The organism is Myxococcus stipitatus DSM 14675, from assembly GCF_000331735.1.
GTDB lineage: Bacteria > Myxococcota > Myxococcia > Myxococcales > Myxococcaceae > Myxococcus > Myxococcus stipitatus.
In genome coordinates this window covers 9,676,923-9,692,596 of sequence record NC_020126.1, presented here as the reverse complement: position 1 = coordinate 9,692,596, position 15,674 = coordinate 9,676,923, and the positions used below count along the sequence as shown (strand labels likewise).

Annotated in this window: 11 protein-coding genes; 5 read left to right on the top strand and 6 right to left on the bottom strand. The window is 71.0% G+C overall.

Annotated elements, in window-relative coordinates; genetic code table 11:
* Nucleotides 1–380: 380 nt before the first annotated feature.
* Both MYSTI_RS37600 and MYSTI_RS37595 read right to left on the bottom strand, forming a co-directional pair.
* Nucleotides 381–1,829, bottom strand: coding sequence for a di-heme oxidoreductase family protein (locus MYSTI_RS37600; protein ID WP_015353100.1), 1,449 nt, complete (start codon nucleotides 1,827–1,829; stop codon nucleotides 381–383).
* Nucleotides 1,826–3,586, bottom strand: coding sequence for an RCC1 domain-containing protein (locus MYSTI_RS37595; protein ID WP_015353099.1), 1,761 nt, complete (start codon nucleotides 3,584–3,586; stop codon nucleotides 1,826–1,828). Before MYSTI_RS37595 ends, MYSTI_RS37600 begins: the two co-directional genes overlap by 4 nt.
* 273 nt (nucleotides 3,587–3,859) lie before the next feature.
* Here MYSTI_RS37595 and MYSTI_RS37590 point away from each other — a divergent pair, with 273 nt between their 5' ends.
* From MYSTI_RS37590 to MYSTI_RS37580, 3 genes are all read left to right on the top strand, one after another.
* Nucleotides 3,860–4,825, top strand: coding sequence for a fatty acid desaturase family protein (locus tag MYSTI_RS37590; protein ID WP_015353098.1), 966 nt, complete (start codon nucleotides 3,860–3,862; stop codon nucleotides 4,823–4,825).
* A gap of 155 nt (nucleotides 4,826–4,980) precedes the next feature.
* Nucleotides 4,981–6,099, top strand: coding sequence for a PilZ domain-containing protein (locus MYSTI_RS37585; RefSeq protein WP_015353097.1), 1,119 nt, complete (start codon nucleotides 4,981–4,983; stop codon nucleotides 6,097–6,099).
* A 23-nt stretch (nucleotides 6,100–6,122) separates the two neighbouring features.
* The gene (locus MYSTI_RS37580) at nucleotides 6,123–6,518 is read left to right on the top strand and encodes a response regulator (protein WP_044282573.1); all 396 of its coding nucleotides are present in this window, start codon (nucleotides 6,123–6,125) and stop codon (nucleotides 6,516–6,518) included.
* Here MYSTI_RS37580 and MYSTI_RS37575 read toward each other — a convergent pair.
* Nucleotides 6,479–8,002 carry a sensor histidine kinase gene (locus MYSTI_RS37575; RefSeq protein ID WP_015353095.1) on the bottom strand — a complete coding sequence of 508 codons (1,524 nt, stop codon included), beginning with the start codon at nucleotides 8,000–8,002 and terminating at the stop codon, nucleotides 6,479–6,481. The two genes, MYSTI_RS37580 and MYSTI_RS37575, sit on opposite strands and share 40 nt — an antisense overlap.
* 379 nt (nucleotides 8,003–8,381) lie before the next feature.
* Nucleotides 8,382–10,166 (bottom strand): monovalent cation:proton antiporter-2 (CPA2) family protein, encoded by a 1,785-nt coding sequence (locus MYSTI_RS37570; RefSeq protein ID WP_015353094.1) that lies wholly within the window; start codon nucleotides 10,164–10,166, stop codon nucleotides 8,382–8,384.
* Nucleotides 10,167–10,341: 175 nt separating this feature from the next.
* Here MYSTI_RS37570 and MYSTI_RS41235 point away from each other — a divergent pair, with 175 nt between their 5' ends.
* Complete coding sequence (locus MYSTI_RS41235) at nucleotides 10,342–11,736, top strand: family 16 glycosylhydrolase (RefSeq protein ID WP_015353093.1); 1,395 nt, start codon at nucleotides 10,342–10,344, stop codon at nucleotides 11,734–11,736.
* Nucleotides 11,737–11,812: 76 nt separating this feature from the next.
* Entirely contained in the window at nucleotides 11,813–12,397 is a 585-nt protein-coding gene (locus MYSTI_RS37560) for a hypothetical protein (RefSeq protein WP_015353092.1), read from the top strand.
* Between the two features lie 3 nt (nucleotides 12,398–12,400).
* Here MYSTI_RS37560 and MYSTI_RS37555 read toward each other — a convergent pair whose 3' ends face one another.
* On the bottom strand, nucleotides 12,401–13,882 hold the full coding sequence (locus MYSTI_RS37555) for a potassium/proton antiporter (protein ID WP_015353091.1): 1,482 nt from the start codon (nucleotides 13,880–13,882) through the stop codon (nucleotides 12,401–12,403).
* A 34-nt stretch (nucleotides 13,883–13,916) separates the two neighbouring features.
* Nucleotides 13,917–15,602, bottom strand: coding sequence for an ATP-binding protein (locus MYSTI_RS37550; protein WP_015353090.1), 1,686 nt, complete (start codon nucleotides 15,600–15,602; stop codon nucleotides 13,917–13,919).
* Between the last annotated feature and the right edge of the window lie 72 nt (nucleotides 15,603–15,674).

The window sequence follows — 15,674 nt, the reverse complement described above, 5'->3', positions numbered from 1 at the left end:
GTCCAGGATACTGGTGCAATCCTTGTGCGGAACCCTTGTTCCCGCTTCCCTGTTTCTCTCGGTTGTCCACCGGGAGACGGCGAGGGACCTCTTCGAGGGACGGGAGGCCACGGGGCGACGGGCGGGACGTGTGGAGATGTCGGCGAGACGACAGTAGCCCGCACGGGACTTCCGGGAGACGGAGGTGTCCTGGGTGCAGGTGCAATCCAGGAGTCACGGGCGACACGGTGCCGGAAGCAGGCCTGTTTCGCCGGGCCGTGGGGCGAAATGCCCCAGCCCGGGGAGCGGAAGGTCTCCCCGGGCCGGATTTCATTGTAGCTGGATTGCAGAAGAGTCCCGGAGTCTACTGCCCCGGGGTTTCAGTCGAGGGTGCGCCCGGCTCAGAGTGAGCCGAGGAAGGCGAGGAGCGCTTCCCGCTCCGCCTTGGGCAGCGCGCGCACGGCCTCCTTCGCGGGCCGGGCCTCGCCGTCGTGCCAGAGGATGGCCTCCAGGGGCGTGCGGGCGCGGCCGTCGTGCAGCAGGCGCGTGTGTCCGCTCACCGCCTGGGTGCGGCCCAGTCCCCAGAGCGGGGCGGTGCGCCACTCGCGTCCGGTGGCGAGGAAGTCCTCGCGTCCGTCGGCGAGGCCTTCCCCCAGGTCATGCAGCAGCAGGTCCGTGTACGGCCAGATGAGCTGTCCTGACAGCTCCGGGTAGCCCTCCAGGGTGCCGGTGGTGACGGAGGGGCGGTGGCACTTCGCGCAGCCCACGCGGTGGAAGATGCCCTTGCCTTGGAGGACCTGGGGCGCGTCCACGCCGTCGCGCGTGGGGACGGCGATGGTGTGGGAGTAGAAGTCGAGCGCCAGCCGCTGCCGCTCGCTCACCTCCGGGGGCCCTCCGTTGGGAGCGCTCTGGCACGCGGCCTGGGCCCCGGTGCAGTTCTCCTGGGGGAACAGGGACGTGGTGAGCCCCAGGTCTCCCAGGAACGCCGCCGCGTTCTGGTGCTCGAGGTCCGGCTGGTTCGCCTTCCAGCCGAAGCGCCCCAGGGTGACGTGCCCCAGGCGCTGGTTCCACACGCGGTTGACCCGGCCCGAGACTCCGTCCTCGTTGGTGTCATCCGGGTCCGACCACTCGACGAGCGTCTCGTTGGGGATGGCGGCCAGCAGGCCCAGGCCCACCATGGGCTGGGCCACGCGCGCGGAGGTGCGGGTGTCCGGGGCCATGGGGCCGTGGGCCAGGTTCGTCAGCTCGAGCTGGGGCTCGCGCAGCGTGTAGGGCTCGCCGTCCGCGAAGGTGCCGTGGAGGTCCTTCCACGTCATGCGCACCTGGCCCTCCGCGGGGACCTGCCGCACGCCGCGAGGCTGGAGCTGGTCGCCGTAGGTGGGCTCGGGCACGGGCTCACCGTGGGGACCCGCTCCTGGCACCGACAGGCGCACCAGCAGCGTGTCCGCCACCTCGTTCTCCTCGGGAGGCCGTCCCCGGCCGTTGCCCAGGTGGCAGGCGAGACAGGAGACGGAGTGGAAGACGGGGCCCAGCCCATCGCGCTCCGGCTGCGCGCCGGGCGCGGGCACCCAGTCCGCCTCGAAGACGGACTCGCCCACGAAGAACTCGGCGCGCCGGGCCAGCGAGAGGTTGGCCGCGGCTTGCGTGAACGCGGTGGGGCCGCTCCTCGCGATGCTGGTGTCGCCTCCGGGCTGGTCCTCGCCGCGCTCCACCACGTCGAAGCGCGGCGGAGTCACGACGGGGGGCTCCGGGTCCGGCGGCAGGGGCCTGGACGGAGGCTCCGGGGTGTCGCCACACGCGGCGGCACCCAGGAGCGTCAGCACGAGGCCCAGTGCGACGGGGTGCTTCAAGGCAGGCTCACCGGGATGGGGTCGGTATAGGACCAGCGGTCGATGATGCCGCTGGGGCCCAGCGAGCCCTCCAGGTTCCAGCCCCACGCGTAGACGGAGCCATCCCCGCGCACGGCGACGACGTGGGTGGCGCCCATGCCCATGGAGGACAGGGGGCTCACCTGGGTGGAGGAGGGGGTGGGCTCGACGCGGTCCGCCTTGTCGCTCACGCCCAGCTGGCCGTTTCCATTCTGACCCCACGCCAGGAGCGAGCCGTCCGCGCGCCGGGCGAAGCCATAGTTGCCGTTGGCGAAGACGGCGCGAGCGTCCGTCACGCCATGGGCCTTCACGGGGGTGGCGCTCTGCACGCCCACGCCCTTGAGCCCGTTGCCGAGTTGTCCGCTGGCGCCCAGGCCCCAGGTGGACACGGTGCCGTCCGCGTGCACCGCGAAGAAGTGGTCGCGCCCGTTGGCGATGTCGACCACGTTCGCCAGGCCCGGCACCACGTCGGCGGAGGGGCGCCCCGGCTTGCCCGCGGTGCCCGTGCCCAGGTTGCCGTAGGTGTTGCGGCCCCACACCCAGACGGTGCCGTCGCGCTTCAGGACCGCCGAGTGCGCCGAGCCCGCCACCACCTTCACCGCGTCCGTCACGCCCGGCACCGGCAGGGCGTAGTTGCGCGAAGTGGTGGTGCCATCTCCCAGCTGTCCCTCGTCGTTGGCGCCGAAGGCGCGCACCGTGCCGTCCTCCATCAGCACCAGGCCGTGGCTGTAGCCGGCGGCGATGGCCACCGCGCCCGTCAGGCCGGGCACACGCGCCGGCGAGTCGCTCAGGGAGGCGCCCGGCGTCTGCGGCTGGCCGGGCTCCGGAGGCGTGCCGTGGCCCAGCTGCCCCTCGCTGTTCTCACCCCACGTCCACACGGCGCCGCTCGCGTCGAGCGCCATGGAGAAGCTCTGGTTGAAGGCGATGGAGACCACGCCCTCGAGGCCCGGCACCAGCTGGGGCACGTTGGAATAGGCCGCGGAGCCCGCGCCCAGGCCCAGCTGTCCTCGCGTGTTGCGCCCCCAGGCATAGACGCGGCCATCGCGCAGCGCGCCGCTGTGCAGGCCGCCCGCGGTGGACAGGCCGCCCAGGTGGAAGCCCACGGTGGACGTGCCCACGTTGCCTCGCGCATCGCGCGCGCGCACCACCAGCTCGTTCGCCCCCGCGCGAGGCGTCACGTCGAAGGAGAGGATGTCCTCGGCGGAAGCGGGCAGGCTCAGCGTCTCCTCCGCGCCGCCGTTGAGCGAGTAGGTGAGCCCCGTGACGCCCTTGTTGTCCGAAGCGGTCAGCTCCACGCGAACCCGGCGCGCGCTGACGGCGAGCCCCGCGGTGGGCGACAGCACCTGGATGCGGGGCGCCTGCGTCTCCGGCGTGAAGGTGAGCCGCACCGACTGGACGCTCGTGCCGCCGCCCTGGTCCTCGGCGTCGAACGTCACCTCGTTGTCACCCTCGGCGAGCGTGAGCTCCACCGCGAAGGTGCTCACGTTATAGACGCTGGCCGCCACCTCCACCGGGCGCGGCTGGCCTCCATTCACCCGCACCGTCAGCTTCGCGAGCGTGCCCGGCGCCGTCACCTGGCCGGACAGCCGCACCACGGGCTCGTCCACGCTCGCGCCGGACACGGGCGACGCCACCTGCACGAAGGGCACGACGGGGGTTCCCGGGCTGCCCTCCACGTCGGACCCACACGCGGCGAGCCACGGACTCACGAGCGCCACGGCATAGACACGGGACTTCATGGATTTTCCTTGGTCTTGAGATTGATTTGCAGAGTCAGAATGTGGCGGGCGTATTACCGTCGGGCGCCAAAGGCGCGCAAGCGACGGACCGCTCATTTCGACGATTCCGTCCGTGTTTCAATCGGGAGGCGGCCCGGCGCGTCCTTGCGGACTCTGCGAATCCGAGGGGAAGGGCGTCGCATGCCCTCCTACATCGCGAGCAGGCAGGCACGCGCCCCTACGCCAGAGCGATAGTTTTGGTTCCGGATTGAGGCGTAAGGCACACTGCCGGCCATGCTCCGTTACCGCGCCGACGTCCGTACCCTTCTCTGGTGCCTGGCGATGCCGGTGGTGGCCCTTTCGATGTACGCCGCCCCCCAGCTCATCCCGTACCTGTGTCCCCTCGCGTGCTACCTGGCGCTGTCCGCGGGGGTCATCGCGCACAACCACAATCACTGCCCCACCTTCCGCAACCGGAAGATGAATGAGGCGATGGGCATGTGGCTGTCGCTCTTCTACGGCTACCCCACCTTCGTGTGGATTCCGACGCACAACCTGAACCACCACAAGTTCGTCAACAAGGCGGGCGACGCCACCATCACCTGGCGCTACTCCAAGAAGCACAACTTCCTGGTCGCCTTCTTCTTCCCCTTCATCTCGACCTACTGGCAGCAGGAGCCGACGAAGGCGTTCATCGAGAAGGCGCGCGCGCGCAACCCGGCGCTGTTCCGCCAGATTGTCCTCCAGTACATCGTGTGGGGCGGCACGCACGCGGCGCTCGTCGCGCTGGCCATCTTCATGTTCGGCATCGCGGGCGGCCTGCGCGTCTGGGCCTTCGCGTTCCTGATTCCGGCCTTCTTCTCGCTGTGGACCATCATGTTCTTCAACTACATCCAGCACGTCCACTCGGACCCCTGGAGCGAGCATGACCACAGCCGCAGCTTCACCGGTCGCCTCATCAACTTCTTCCTCTTCAACAACGGCCTGCACGCGGTCCACCACGAGACGCCGGGCCTGCACTGGAGCCTGCTGCCGGAGGCCCACGCCAAGATCGCGGCGTCCATCCACCCCGACCTGAAGCCGGTGAGCTTCTTCGGCTGGTGCTTCCGCTCCTATGTCATGGCGCCGCTGATGCCCCGCTTCGGAACCAAGCAGGTCGGGCGTGCGCCGTATGACCCGCCCTCCGGCGCCCCCGTGGACGTGTCCTTCGGGGACGACCTGCAGGCCGTGGACTCGGGCGTCAACATCGCTCGCGTCTGACGCACCCGCACACGCGGGAGCGGTGTGTTGCCTCTGTCGTGTATTCCCCAACTCTCCCTGGAATCTTGCCAGGGGGAGTATTCGGCGAGCGGCTGATTCCCATATCTCGATGAGCGCGAGATGGGCGGGCCGGGGGGAATACACGGAGGCACCGCATGAGGATGGCCCCAGGCCCTGTCCGTCCAGCCGTGGGTGAGGCGCTGTCCGCGCCCCGCGTGCTGTGGGTTGGAGTGGCCGGGGACGCGTGGCTGGTGGTGTCGCGCGTGGCGAAGTCGCTGGGCTTCGAGTCCGTGCAAGCCGTGGTGCCGGGAGCCGTGGGCCTGGAGTTGTCGCGTGCTCGCCCCCGGCTGGTGTTGGTGCACTGGCGTCAGGTGCACGAGCGCGGTCCGGGAGGGCTCGGTGGGCTGAAGGCCCGCGTGGGCGCGGCCGGAGCGACGATGGCGCTGGTCGCCGAGCCGCACACGCCCGCGGAGGTGCTGGAGGCCGCGGACGCGGAGGGCGTGGAGGACTGCCTGCTGATGCCCGTGACGGAGGCGGCGGTGCGCTCGCGGCTCTCCGCGCTGATGGGCACGCAGTCACTGCTCCCGCCCAGCGAGCGCTACAGCCCCCGCGTCGTCCTGCTCGCGGGCGCGGCGGGCGCCAGGACGTGGACGGGGCTGGGCTCGCTGCTGGAGGCGTGTGGCCACCACCTGCTCTACAGCGCCACCGTGGAGGGCGCCGCCGCGCGCGTGGAGGAGCATGGCTCCGCGCCGCACCTGCTCATCGTCGCGGGGGATGGGAGCTGGGGCGGCGTCTGGGCGCGCGCGAGCCCGGGGGCGCGGGTGCTGCTGGAGGGGGTGCCCTCGCTGGCGGTGACGGCGGCGGAGGGGGCTCGGGCGGCGACGCTGCTGCCGCGCATCCACGCGATGCTGGGGCGCGAGGGCACGTCGCTGCGCGTGGAGGAGCGGGTGCCCTTCTCGTGCCCGGTGGAGTTCGGCGAGGTCGGCCCCCGAGGGCTCTCGTGGACGTCGGGCGTGTCCTTCGCGCTGAGCCCGGGCGGGCTGTTCGTGCGCACGCTGGTGCCCGCGCGGCCGGGGGCAGCGGTGACGTTGCGCATCCACCTGCCCACGACGGGGGAGCACCTGGAGTCGCCCGGGGTGGTGGCGTGGGCCAACCCCTGGGCCTCGCGCGAGGGGCTGAGCTGTCCGTTGGGCATGGGCGTGCGGTTCCTGGGCATGGGTCCTCCTCGGCTGATGCATCTGCGCCAGCTCTGCTACGCCCCCGCGGGGCCCTGACGCGCGCAAGGAAGGCGGTGCCCATGCGGCGCAAGAAGGTGCTCCTCGTCGACGACTCGCACACCGTCTTGATGCTCCACCAGATGATGATGGTGGAGCACGGCTACGAGACGCTCATCGCGCGCGACGGCCTGGAGGCGCTGGCGCGCGCGGAGTCGGAGTCCCCGGACCTGGTGGTGCTGGACGTGCACATGCCGAACCTGGACGGACTCCAGACGTGCCGCGCGCTGCGAGAGCGCGAGCGCACCCGCCACACGCCCATCATCCTGTGCACCACGCGCATGGAGGCGTCGTGCGTGCAGGCGGGCTTCGAGAGTGGCTGCTCGGACTTCCTGACGAAGCCCTTCGCGGGCGCGGAGCTGGCGGCGCTGCTCTACCGCTACCTGGGCTCCGAGCGCGGCACGCGGGGCGAGGGCTGACCGGGCGGACGCGCCGGCAGCGAGCGGCGGGGCAGCGTCACGGTGAAGCGCGTGCCGTCCTCCTCGGTGGAGGTGACTTCGATGGCGCCGCCGTGCGCCTGGACGATTTCCCGGACGATGTAGAGGCCCAGGCCGTAGCTCATCTTGAGCGTGCGCGTCGTCTGGGGGCCGCTGCGGAAGGGCTCGAACAGGTGCGGCACCAGGTGCGCGGGGATGGGGCGCCCGCCGTTGCACACCTCCAGCGCCACCTTGTTGCCGCGCGCCGCATGCGTCACCAGCCGCACGGGGCTGTCGGGCGGGCCGAACTTGAGGGCGTTCTCCAGCAGGTTGGAGGCCACCTGGCCCAGGCGGTCCGGGTCCCACATGCCCTGGGTGTTGCCCTTCTGCTCCACCTCGATGATGCGCTCGGGGTAGGCCACGCGGAACTCGTGGGCCACGCGCGCCACCAGGTCCTTCAGGTCCACCGGCCGGGGTTCAATCGCCACGCCGCCCATCAGCCGCGTGCGCGTGAAGTCCAGGAGCAGCCGGGTGAGCCGCTCGATTCGCACCGCCGCGGTGGCGATGCGCTGGCTGGTGCGCCGCGCGTCCTCCGCCGTGCCCGCCTCCGCCATGACGCGCGACCAGTTCATGATGGCGCCCAGCGGGCTGCGGATGTCATGGCTGACGATGCCCATGAGCTGCTCCTGGAACTCGGAGTGCCGGCGCGCCTCCTCCTCCGCCCACTTGCGCTGGGTGATGTCGCGGCTGATGCCGAACAGCCCCACGACCTTGCCGTCCGCGTCCCGCAGCACGCCCTTGGTGGACAGCCACACGCGGGGCCCGTCCTCGCCCGGCTGCGTGTCCTCGTAGGTGATGGTGCGGCCGAAGGCGAGCACCTCCCTGTCGTTGGCGGCGTTGTTCCGGGCGACCTCCGCGCTGAACAGCTCCGGGTCCGTGCGCCCCAGCACCTGCTCCACCGTGCGGCCCACCGCGCGCGCGCCCGCGGCGTTGATGTGCTGGTAGCGGCCCTCCAAATCCTTCGTGTAGATGGCGTCCGTCGTCCCCTCGTGGACGGCGCGGAACACCTCGCTGGTGCGGCGCAGCTCCTCCTTGGCGCGGCGCTCGCCGGAGATGTCGCGGCAGTGCACCAGCAGGCCCCCGTGGATGACGCGCGCGCGCACGTCGAAGCACAGGTCTCCCCCCGGCCAGTCATGCTCGAAGCGCGTGGCGGCCTGCTGGGTGGCGGGCTGCTCGAAGCGCAGGTGCTCCCCCAACCCCAGCAGGGAGGACACGGCCAGGCGCACGTCGTCGCCCAGGGTCGCGGCGCCGTCCAGCAGCTCCGCCATGCGCGGGCTGACGTAGGTGAAGCGCCACTGCGCGTCGAGCGTGAAGAAGGCGTCCGGCAGTCCCTCCAGGAGCGCATGGAGCGGTACGCCGGACACCTCGGCCGTCGCGGGCGGGGGTGGCGGGGGGCGCTGGCGCTTCTTGGCGGGGGTGGAGGGCATGCGTCGTGGGGTTCGCGAGGGGCCGGAAGACAGGAGGGGGAGCCGTGGGGGCGTCAGCGCCAGCAGCCATCGCCGCCCATCGCCCGAGGGCGACGGCGGGGCGTCAAGGACGAGCGGGTGCCCGGGACTTCCGTGGGGGCCGAGGCGCGGAAGGCGGTGGGCATGAGGGCTGCGGTGAGGCGGAGACGCATCCGGGGAGAACCATACTCCGCTCCCCGACTCCCGCGAGCAGCCCCTTCGTTTCCTCTCTCGCCCGCCCCCAGGCCGCCGGGTTTTGTGCAGCAGGGCTGCAACGGGAATGGACGAATGTGCCGCCAGTGAATGCTGGTTCAGGTTTTTCTGGGAATGAGGTGGGGCGGTCCGGACCGGGTGGAGGGGCTTACGCGGACTTCTTCTGTTCGGCGTCGTCCTGCTCGAACAGGCTTTCCAGCTCCTTGCGCGCGCGGGCGGCCATCTCCACCAGCTTCTTCTCGTCGTGGTGGTAGCGGGCCGTCTCGCGCAGGAGCTTCTCGTCGTGCTCGCGCAGGCGCTCCATGACGCGGTGGCTCTCGGAGAAGGTGAGGCCCAGCTCCTGGAGGATGTCGCCGCCCATCTCCATGCTGCCGGCGAAGGTCTCTCGCATGACGTGCTCGATGCCCAGGTCCAGCAGGCGGTAGGCATGGATGCGGTTGCGCGCGCGGGCGAAGACGGCGAGGTGCGGGAAGTGCTCCTTCACCGTCCGGGCGGTGCGGAGGGAGGCCTCGATGTCGTCGATGGCCAGCACGAAGACGCGGGCCTTGTCGGCGCGGGCGGCGCGCAGCAGGTCCAGCCGCGAGGCATCGCCATAGAAGACCTGGCTGCCGAAGCGCTTCATGAAGTCGATGTGCTCGGGGCTGGCGTCAATGGCGGTGAAGCCGATGCGCTTGGCGCGCAGGAGGCGGCCCACCACCTGGCCCACGCGGCCGAAGCCCGCGATGATGACGGGGTGGTCCTCCTCCGGGGCCACGTTGTACTCGCGCGCCTGCGTCTGCTGCCGGAAGCGCGGGCGGCCCCAGCGCTCATAGGCCGCGTAGATGAGCGGCGTCGTCGCCATGGACAGGCCCACGACGACGACGAGCAGCTCCGACACCTCGGGCCGCATGACCTGGAAGGACACCGCGAGCCCGAAGAGGACGAAGGCGAACTCGCCGCCCTGGGAGATGACGACGCCCAGGCTGAGCGAGGGCTCCTGCTCCTCGAGGCTGAAGCGCCCCAGGCCGTAGAGCACCGCGCCCTTGAGCGCGACGAGCCCCAGCACCAGGCCGGCGATGAGCAGGGGCTTCTCGACGATGAGGCCCAGGTTCACGCTCATGCCCACGGCGATGAAGAACAGCCCCAGCAGCAGGCCCTTGAAGGGCTCGATGTCGGCCTCCAGCTCGTGGCGGTACTCGGACTCGGACAGGAGCACGCCGGCGAGGAAGGCGCCCAGCGCCATGGACAGGCCCACCGCGTTGAGCAGGGCCGCGGTGCCCACGACGACGAGCAGCGCGGTGGCGGTGAACAACTCCTGGCTGTGGAAGGAGGCCACGATTCGGAACAGTGGACGCAACAGGAAGCGCCCCACCAGCACCACGCCGACGAGCACCGCCAGCACCTTGAGGCCGGTGTGCCAGCCCGGCTCCACCGCGGCCGCTTGGGTCTGCCCCAGCAGGGGCAGCGCCGCGAGCAGCGGGATGACGGCCAGGTCCTGGAACAACAGGATGCCGAAGGCCAGCCGTCCGTAGCCGGTGGTGAGCTGGTTGCGCTCGGCGAGGAGCTGGAGCGCGAAGGCGGTGGAGGACAGCGACAGGCCGAAGCCCGCGATGATGGCGGCGCCCGGAGACAGACCCAGCATCCAGCTCACGACCGCGAGCAGTCCTCCGGTGAGGAGCACCTGCGCGCCGCCCATGCCGAACACGGACTGGCGCAGGCTCCACAGGCGCGAGGGCTGCAACTCCAGGCCGATGACGAACAGCAGCAGCACGACGCCCAGCTCGGAGAAGTGGAGCACGTTCTCCACGTCGCCAATCAGCCGCGCGCCCGAGGGGCCGATGATGGCTCCCGCCACCAGGTAACCGAGCACCGAGCCCAGCCCCAACCGCTTGAACAGCGGGACGGACACCACGGCGGCGCCCAGGAAGATGAGTGCTTGATGCAGGAAGGCCATGGGCGCTTCCTGACACGGACGCCCCCCACGGCCAAGAGCCCCCCTTCGCATTCATGCGCCCGCCAGCCCGGCGCCAGGGCCGTCCGCATTCATGGCCAGACACGCGTCCATGACAGGTGGCGCAGGGGATTCGACCAGAAGCTGTAAAACCTAAATCACATGAAAAGGTCGAGCCATGTTTGAGATTCGTCGATATGGCCATGGCTCCTTCCACTCCGAGGAGTTCATGAGACAGCGCGTCGCGATGTGGCAGCGAAGCTGGATGGGGATGTTGAGCGCGGTGGCCTGCGCCACGGTGGGGTGCGCGGGTGGAGCACCGGAGCCGGAGGAGACCGCGGCGGCGTCGCGCCTCTCGCTGCCTCCGGGCAACATCCTGCCCAACCCGTCGTTCGAGTCGAGCGTCACGGGGTGGTCGAGTTGGCAGGGCTCGCTGAGTCGCGTCGCGCAGGCCTCGGCGCCGGACGGTGCGTCGGTGGTGCGAGTCACTCGGACGGCGGGGGACATGTACTCGCTGGACGACGCGCCGGACGCGGTGTCGTCCACCACGGTGGGCACGGTGTACCGCGCGTCGGCGTACGTCGCGGCGGGGAACGCGGGCACGGTGGGCAAGCCCGTGGTGCTGGTGGTCCGCGAGCGCAACGCCGCCGGGGCCACGGTGGGCTATGCGGAGGACTCCGCGTCGCTCACCACCGCGTTCCAGCACCTGACGGTCGACGCGCCGGTGCAGCAGTCCGGCAATCGGGTGGATGTGTATGTCCTTCAGTCCGGCGCGGTGAGCGGCAACGTGTTCCTGGCGGACGCGCTGACGCTGGAGGTGGTGCCTCCGGCGACGCCTGGCGAGCCGAGCAACCTCTTGTGGAGCGATGAGTTCGACGGAGTGGCGGGCGCCTCGCCGAATCCCCTGGTGTGGGAGGCGGAGACCGGCGGCATGTGGGACCACGGCCGGACGCTCCAGCAGTACACGGGGCGGACCCAGAACGTGCAACTGGATGGCCGCGGCCACCTGCGCATCACCGCCCTGCGGGAGACCTATACGGGAGGCGACGGCGTGACGCGCGACTACACGTCCGCGCGCATCCACACCCGGGGCCGGATGGAGCGGCAGTATGGCTATGTCGAGGTGCGGCTCAAGGCGCCGGTGGGGAACGGGACGTGGCCCGCGGCGTGGCTGATGGGCTCCACGGGCGAGTGGCCGGCCAACGGTGAGTTCGACATCTTCGAGGGCGAGGGGGCCCTGCCCACGCTGGCGCACGGCACGCTGCATGGACCCGGCATCACGTACGGCTGGGACTCACCGGGACAGGTGGACTACGCGCCGGCGCGAGTGGGTGATGCGTGGCGCACGTTCGGCATCTCTTGGGATGCGAACCGCGTCGAGTGGTACGCGGACCGCATCAAGCGCTTCACCTTCACGCGCGGGACGATGGGCACGTGGGTGTTCGACCAACCCAACCACGTGATTCTCAACCTCGCGCTGGGAGACCTGGGCGGGGACCCCGCGAGCACCGTGTTCCCGCAGGTGCTCGAGGTGGACTACGTGCGCTGGTACGCAAACGCTCCGTCGAACTGAGTCTGGACCCCGCCAGGGCCCTCGAGGAGACGGGGGGCCTTGGCTCACGGGCGCGAGACGCGCTATCGAGTCAGGGATGCGCCGGAAGCTCATCGTAGGGATGGCCGTGTTCGGTGTGGCTCTCCTCGGAGGAGGGTACTGGGCGTTTCGCGCGTACCAGCGCGCGATGGCGCAGGTCGGCGAGAGCCTGGCCCTGGTGGATGACGGCGTGAGGTTGGAGCCTGTCCTGACCCAGGTCGCCGCGGCGAAGTCCGAGCCCGCGGAGCGCGTCGCGGCTTCGGAGAGCTGGAGCAGCGAGGAAGACGACATGAGCTCCGGGGAGACCCGGCTGGAGGCCGCGTTGACGCCCGGGGCGGACGCGTCGCACGTCAGCGTCGAGCTGATTCACGTGGGCGTGGACACCGCGTGGGAGCCCACGCAGCGCTTCCAGTTGCTGGCGGATGGCAAGGCCGTGAAGGTGTCCTTCCCGAAGGAGGACTCGCCCTACGAGGCGCGTGTCCTGAGGGGGGGCTCCGCCTTCGAGGAGCACCTGTCCGGGACGGTCTCCGCCGCCGACCTGAAGCGGTTCGCCACGGCCCGGCGCGCGCAAGTCCGGGTGGGTCAGAGGACCGTCACCCTCTCACCGAAGGACCAGGCGGTGTTCCAGGCGCTGCTCGAGTAGCCGCTACTCGTCCTCCTGCTGTCCGAACAAGAGGCGCAGGAGCGGCAGGTCCTCCGCGTGGCCAAAGACATACACGTGGTCCCCGGGCTGGAACACGGTGTCGCCCTTGGGCGCGAGCAGCTCCTGGCCTCGCACCAGCAGCATCGCCGCGGAGCCTGGAGGGAAGGGCAGGTCCGCCAGCCGCTCGCCCGTCACCGCGGAGGCCTTGTCGATGTAGAACGAGCTCAGCTCGCCCTTGAGGAGCTGGGTGGAGGCGATCTCGAGCACCGCCTGCGGTGGCTCGGGCACGCGCGCGGCGAGGCCCAGCTTGCGCGTCACCCACGGCACGGTGGCGCCGGGAATCAGCCCGTTCACCACCACGATGAAGAACACGATGTTGAAGATGTCCCGTGAGCCCGCCGTGTTCGACAGCACGGGGAAGGTGGCCAGGATGATGGGCACCGCGCCGCGCAGGCCCACCCAGCCCGTGTAGACAATCTCCCCCAGCGGGAAGCGGAAGGGCGCCAGGCACAGCAGCACCGCGATGGGGCGCGCCACGAAGGCGAGGATGAGGCCCATGCCCAGCCCCACGCCCGCCACCTCCACCAGGTTGCGCGGATACACCAGCAACCCCAGCACCAGGAACATCAACACCTGGGACAGCCACGCCAGCGCGTCATGCACGCGCAGCAGGCCCGTGCGGTAGCGGATGGTCTCGTTGCCCAGCAGGATTCCCACGATGTACACGGCGAGAAAGCCGCTGCCGTGCAGGAGCGTGGGCAGGCCGAAAGCCAGGAACGCCAAGGCCAGCGTCATCACCGGGTACAGCCCCGCCACGCGCAGCCGCAGCCGCTTGAGCAGGTGTCGCGCGCCATAGCCGATGGCCAGGCCCATGCCCGTGCCCACCACCATCTGTACCAGCGCCTCCGTCGCCAACTCCCAGCCCGGAGGCTTCCCGCTCGCCAGGGTGTGCGTGAGGCCCGTGGTGAGGATGACGGCCATGGGGTCGTTGAGCCCCGACTCCAATTCCAGCGTGGTGCCCACCCGGCGCTTCAGGTGCAGCCCGCTGCCTCGCAGCACGGAGAACACCGCCGCCGCGTCCGTGGAGGAGACGATGGCGCCCAGCAGCAGGGCCTGCGTCCAGCTGAAGTCGAAGAGGTAGTGCGCCGCCGCGCCCATCAACGCCGCGGTGAGGATGACGCCCACCGTCGCCAGCACCGACGCCGGCTTCAGCGCGGAGTGGATGGCGGACAGCGGCGTGTTGAGGCCTCCGTCGAACAGGATGAGCACCAGCGCCACCGTGCCCAGCCGGAAGGCGAAGCCGTAGTTGTCGAAGTCGATGCCGCCGGGCCCGTCGGAGCCCGCCGCCATGCCCACGCCCAGGAACAGGAGCGCGACGGGGATGCCGAAGCGGCCGGAGGCCCGGCTGAACAACACGCTCAACGCGAGCAGCGCGCCGCAGACGGTGAGCAGGAAGGCGGTGGGGAGCGGCTCCGTGGTGAGCATGTCGTGAGCACGACTCTACCCAGCCACGAGCGGCTCAGGCGTCCAGACGTGGACGGGAGCGCGTGGAGTGCGGTGCGGTGGACACGCCCACCAGCGGGAGGGTGAAGGCGAAGGTGCTGCCCTCCCCCCGGGTGCTGCGCGCGTGGATGTGCCCCCCGTGTGCCTCCACCAGCCCCTTGGCGATGGCGAGCCCCAGCCCCGTGCCTCGACTGGTCGCGTCGCGCGCCTGCCAGTACCGGTCGAAGATGTGGGGCAGCGCCTCCGCGGCGATGCCGTCCCCGGTGTCCCGCACGTGGATGCACACCAGGCCGTCGCGCACGGACGCGCCCACCTCCAGGTCTCCCCCCGACGGCGTGAACTTCACCGCGTTGCCCATGAGGTTGCCCAGCACCTGGAGCACCCGCGTCCGGTCGCAGCGCACGCGCACGTCGTCCTCGGGCGGCTGCGTGTAGAGGTGCAGGCCCTTGGCCTCGGCCAGCGGGCGGATGGACTCGGTGGCCTCCGTGAGGAGCGCCGTCATCGAGTGCTCCCGCAAGTCCAGCGGCAGCCCCCCGGCCTCCAGCCGCCCCCAGTCCAGCAGGTCCGAGATGAGGCGCGACATGCGGTCCGTCGCGTCCTGGATGCGCGTGGCCTGCTTCGCCACCACCTCGCCCCCGGGCTTCGCGCCAGGGCCTCGCGCCAGCAGCGCCGCGCCCAACTGCACCACGCCCAGCGGGTTCTTCAGGTCGTGCGACACGACGGCCAGCAGGTCCTCGCGCGCGCGTGCGGCCCGGCGCGATTCCCCCACGAGCCGCGCGTTGTCGATGGCGAGGCTCGCGCGCAGACAGAGGTCCTCCGCCAGCGCCAGGTCCTCCGGTCCATACCGTCGGCCCGAGCCGGACGACACGAAGGTGACGGCGCCCAGCGTGTGGCCGCGCGCGCGCAGGGGTACAATCATGTACGAGCGGGCTTGCAGCGTGAGCAGCAGCGCCGGGTGCGCGGGCTCCGACGCCGCCGCGCGCAAGAGCGAGTCCGTCACCGCGGGCACCAGCTCCGGCTCTCCGGTGCGCAGCACGCGCAGCAGTCCCACGGGGGCGTCATCATGCAGCTCGATGCGGTCGGGGAGGTCGCCCGCGCGCTCGCGCTGCGTCGGGTCCAGGCACGCCACCGCCACGCGCGACACCCACGGGCCTTGCTCCAGCGCATCCACCAGGCACCAGTCCGCCAGGTCCGGCACCGCCAGGTGCGCCAGGAGCGTGTACATGCCGTGAGGGTCCGGCGGATGGGTGAACAGCGTCGTCATCGCCTGGTAGAGGAACGAGCGCCGTCGCTCCGCCTGCTCGACCTCCGCGCGGGAGGCCTGCTCCAGCTCCAGCGCGCGCGAGTACACCGCCTCTGCTTCCGTGAGGGGCCTCGCCGTCACGAGCACGGTGCCGTCCGGCAGCGGGGTGAGCACCACCGAGTGACGGCGCAGGCCGGTGTCCACGGGCCAGGGCAGCTCCTCCGTGACGCAGCAGCCGCGCGCCAGCGTCAGGGCCCGAGCGGCCTCCAGCCTCGCGATGTCCTCGGCGGGAATGCCCAGCTCACTCCAGTGGAGCCCGGTCAGGGACTCGGGGCCTCGTCCGAAGGCCCGCGCTCCGGCGGTGCTGCACGTGAGGATGCGGCCCTGGGCGTCCAGGACATAGGCCGGGTCGGGGAGCGCCTCGAAGGCGGATGCGAAGGGTGCCAAGGTCTCACTCATCCGATGCGAAGAGGTGGGGCTGTCGGGATATCGACACCGCTCGGAGGGGAGGCCATTCCGCGACAGATAGGC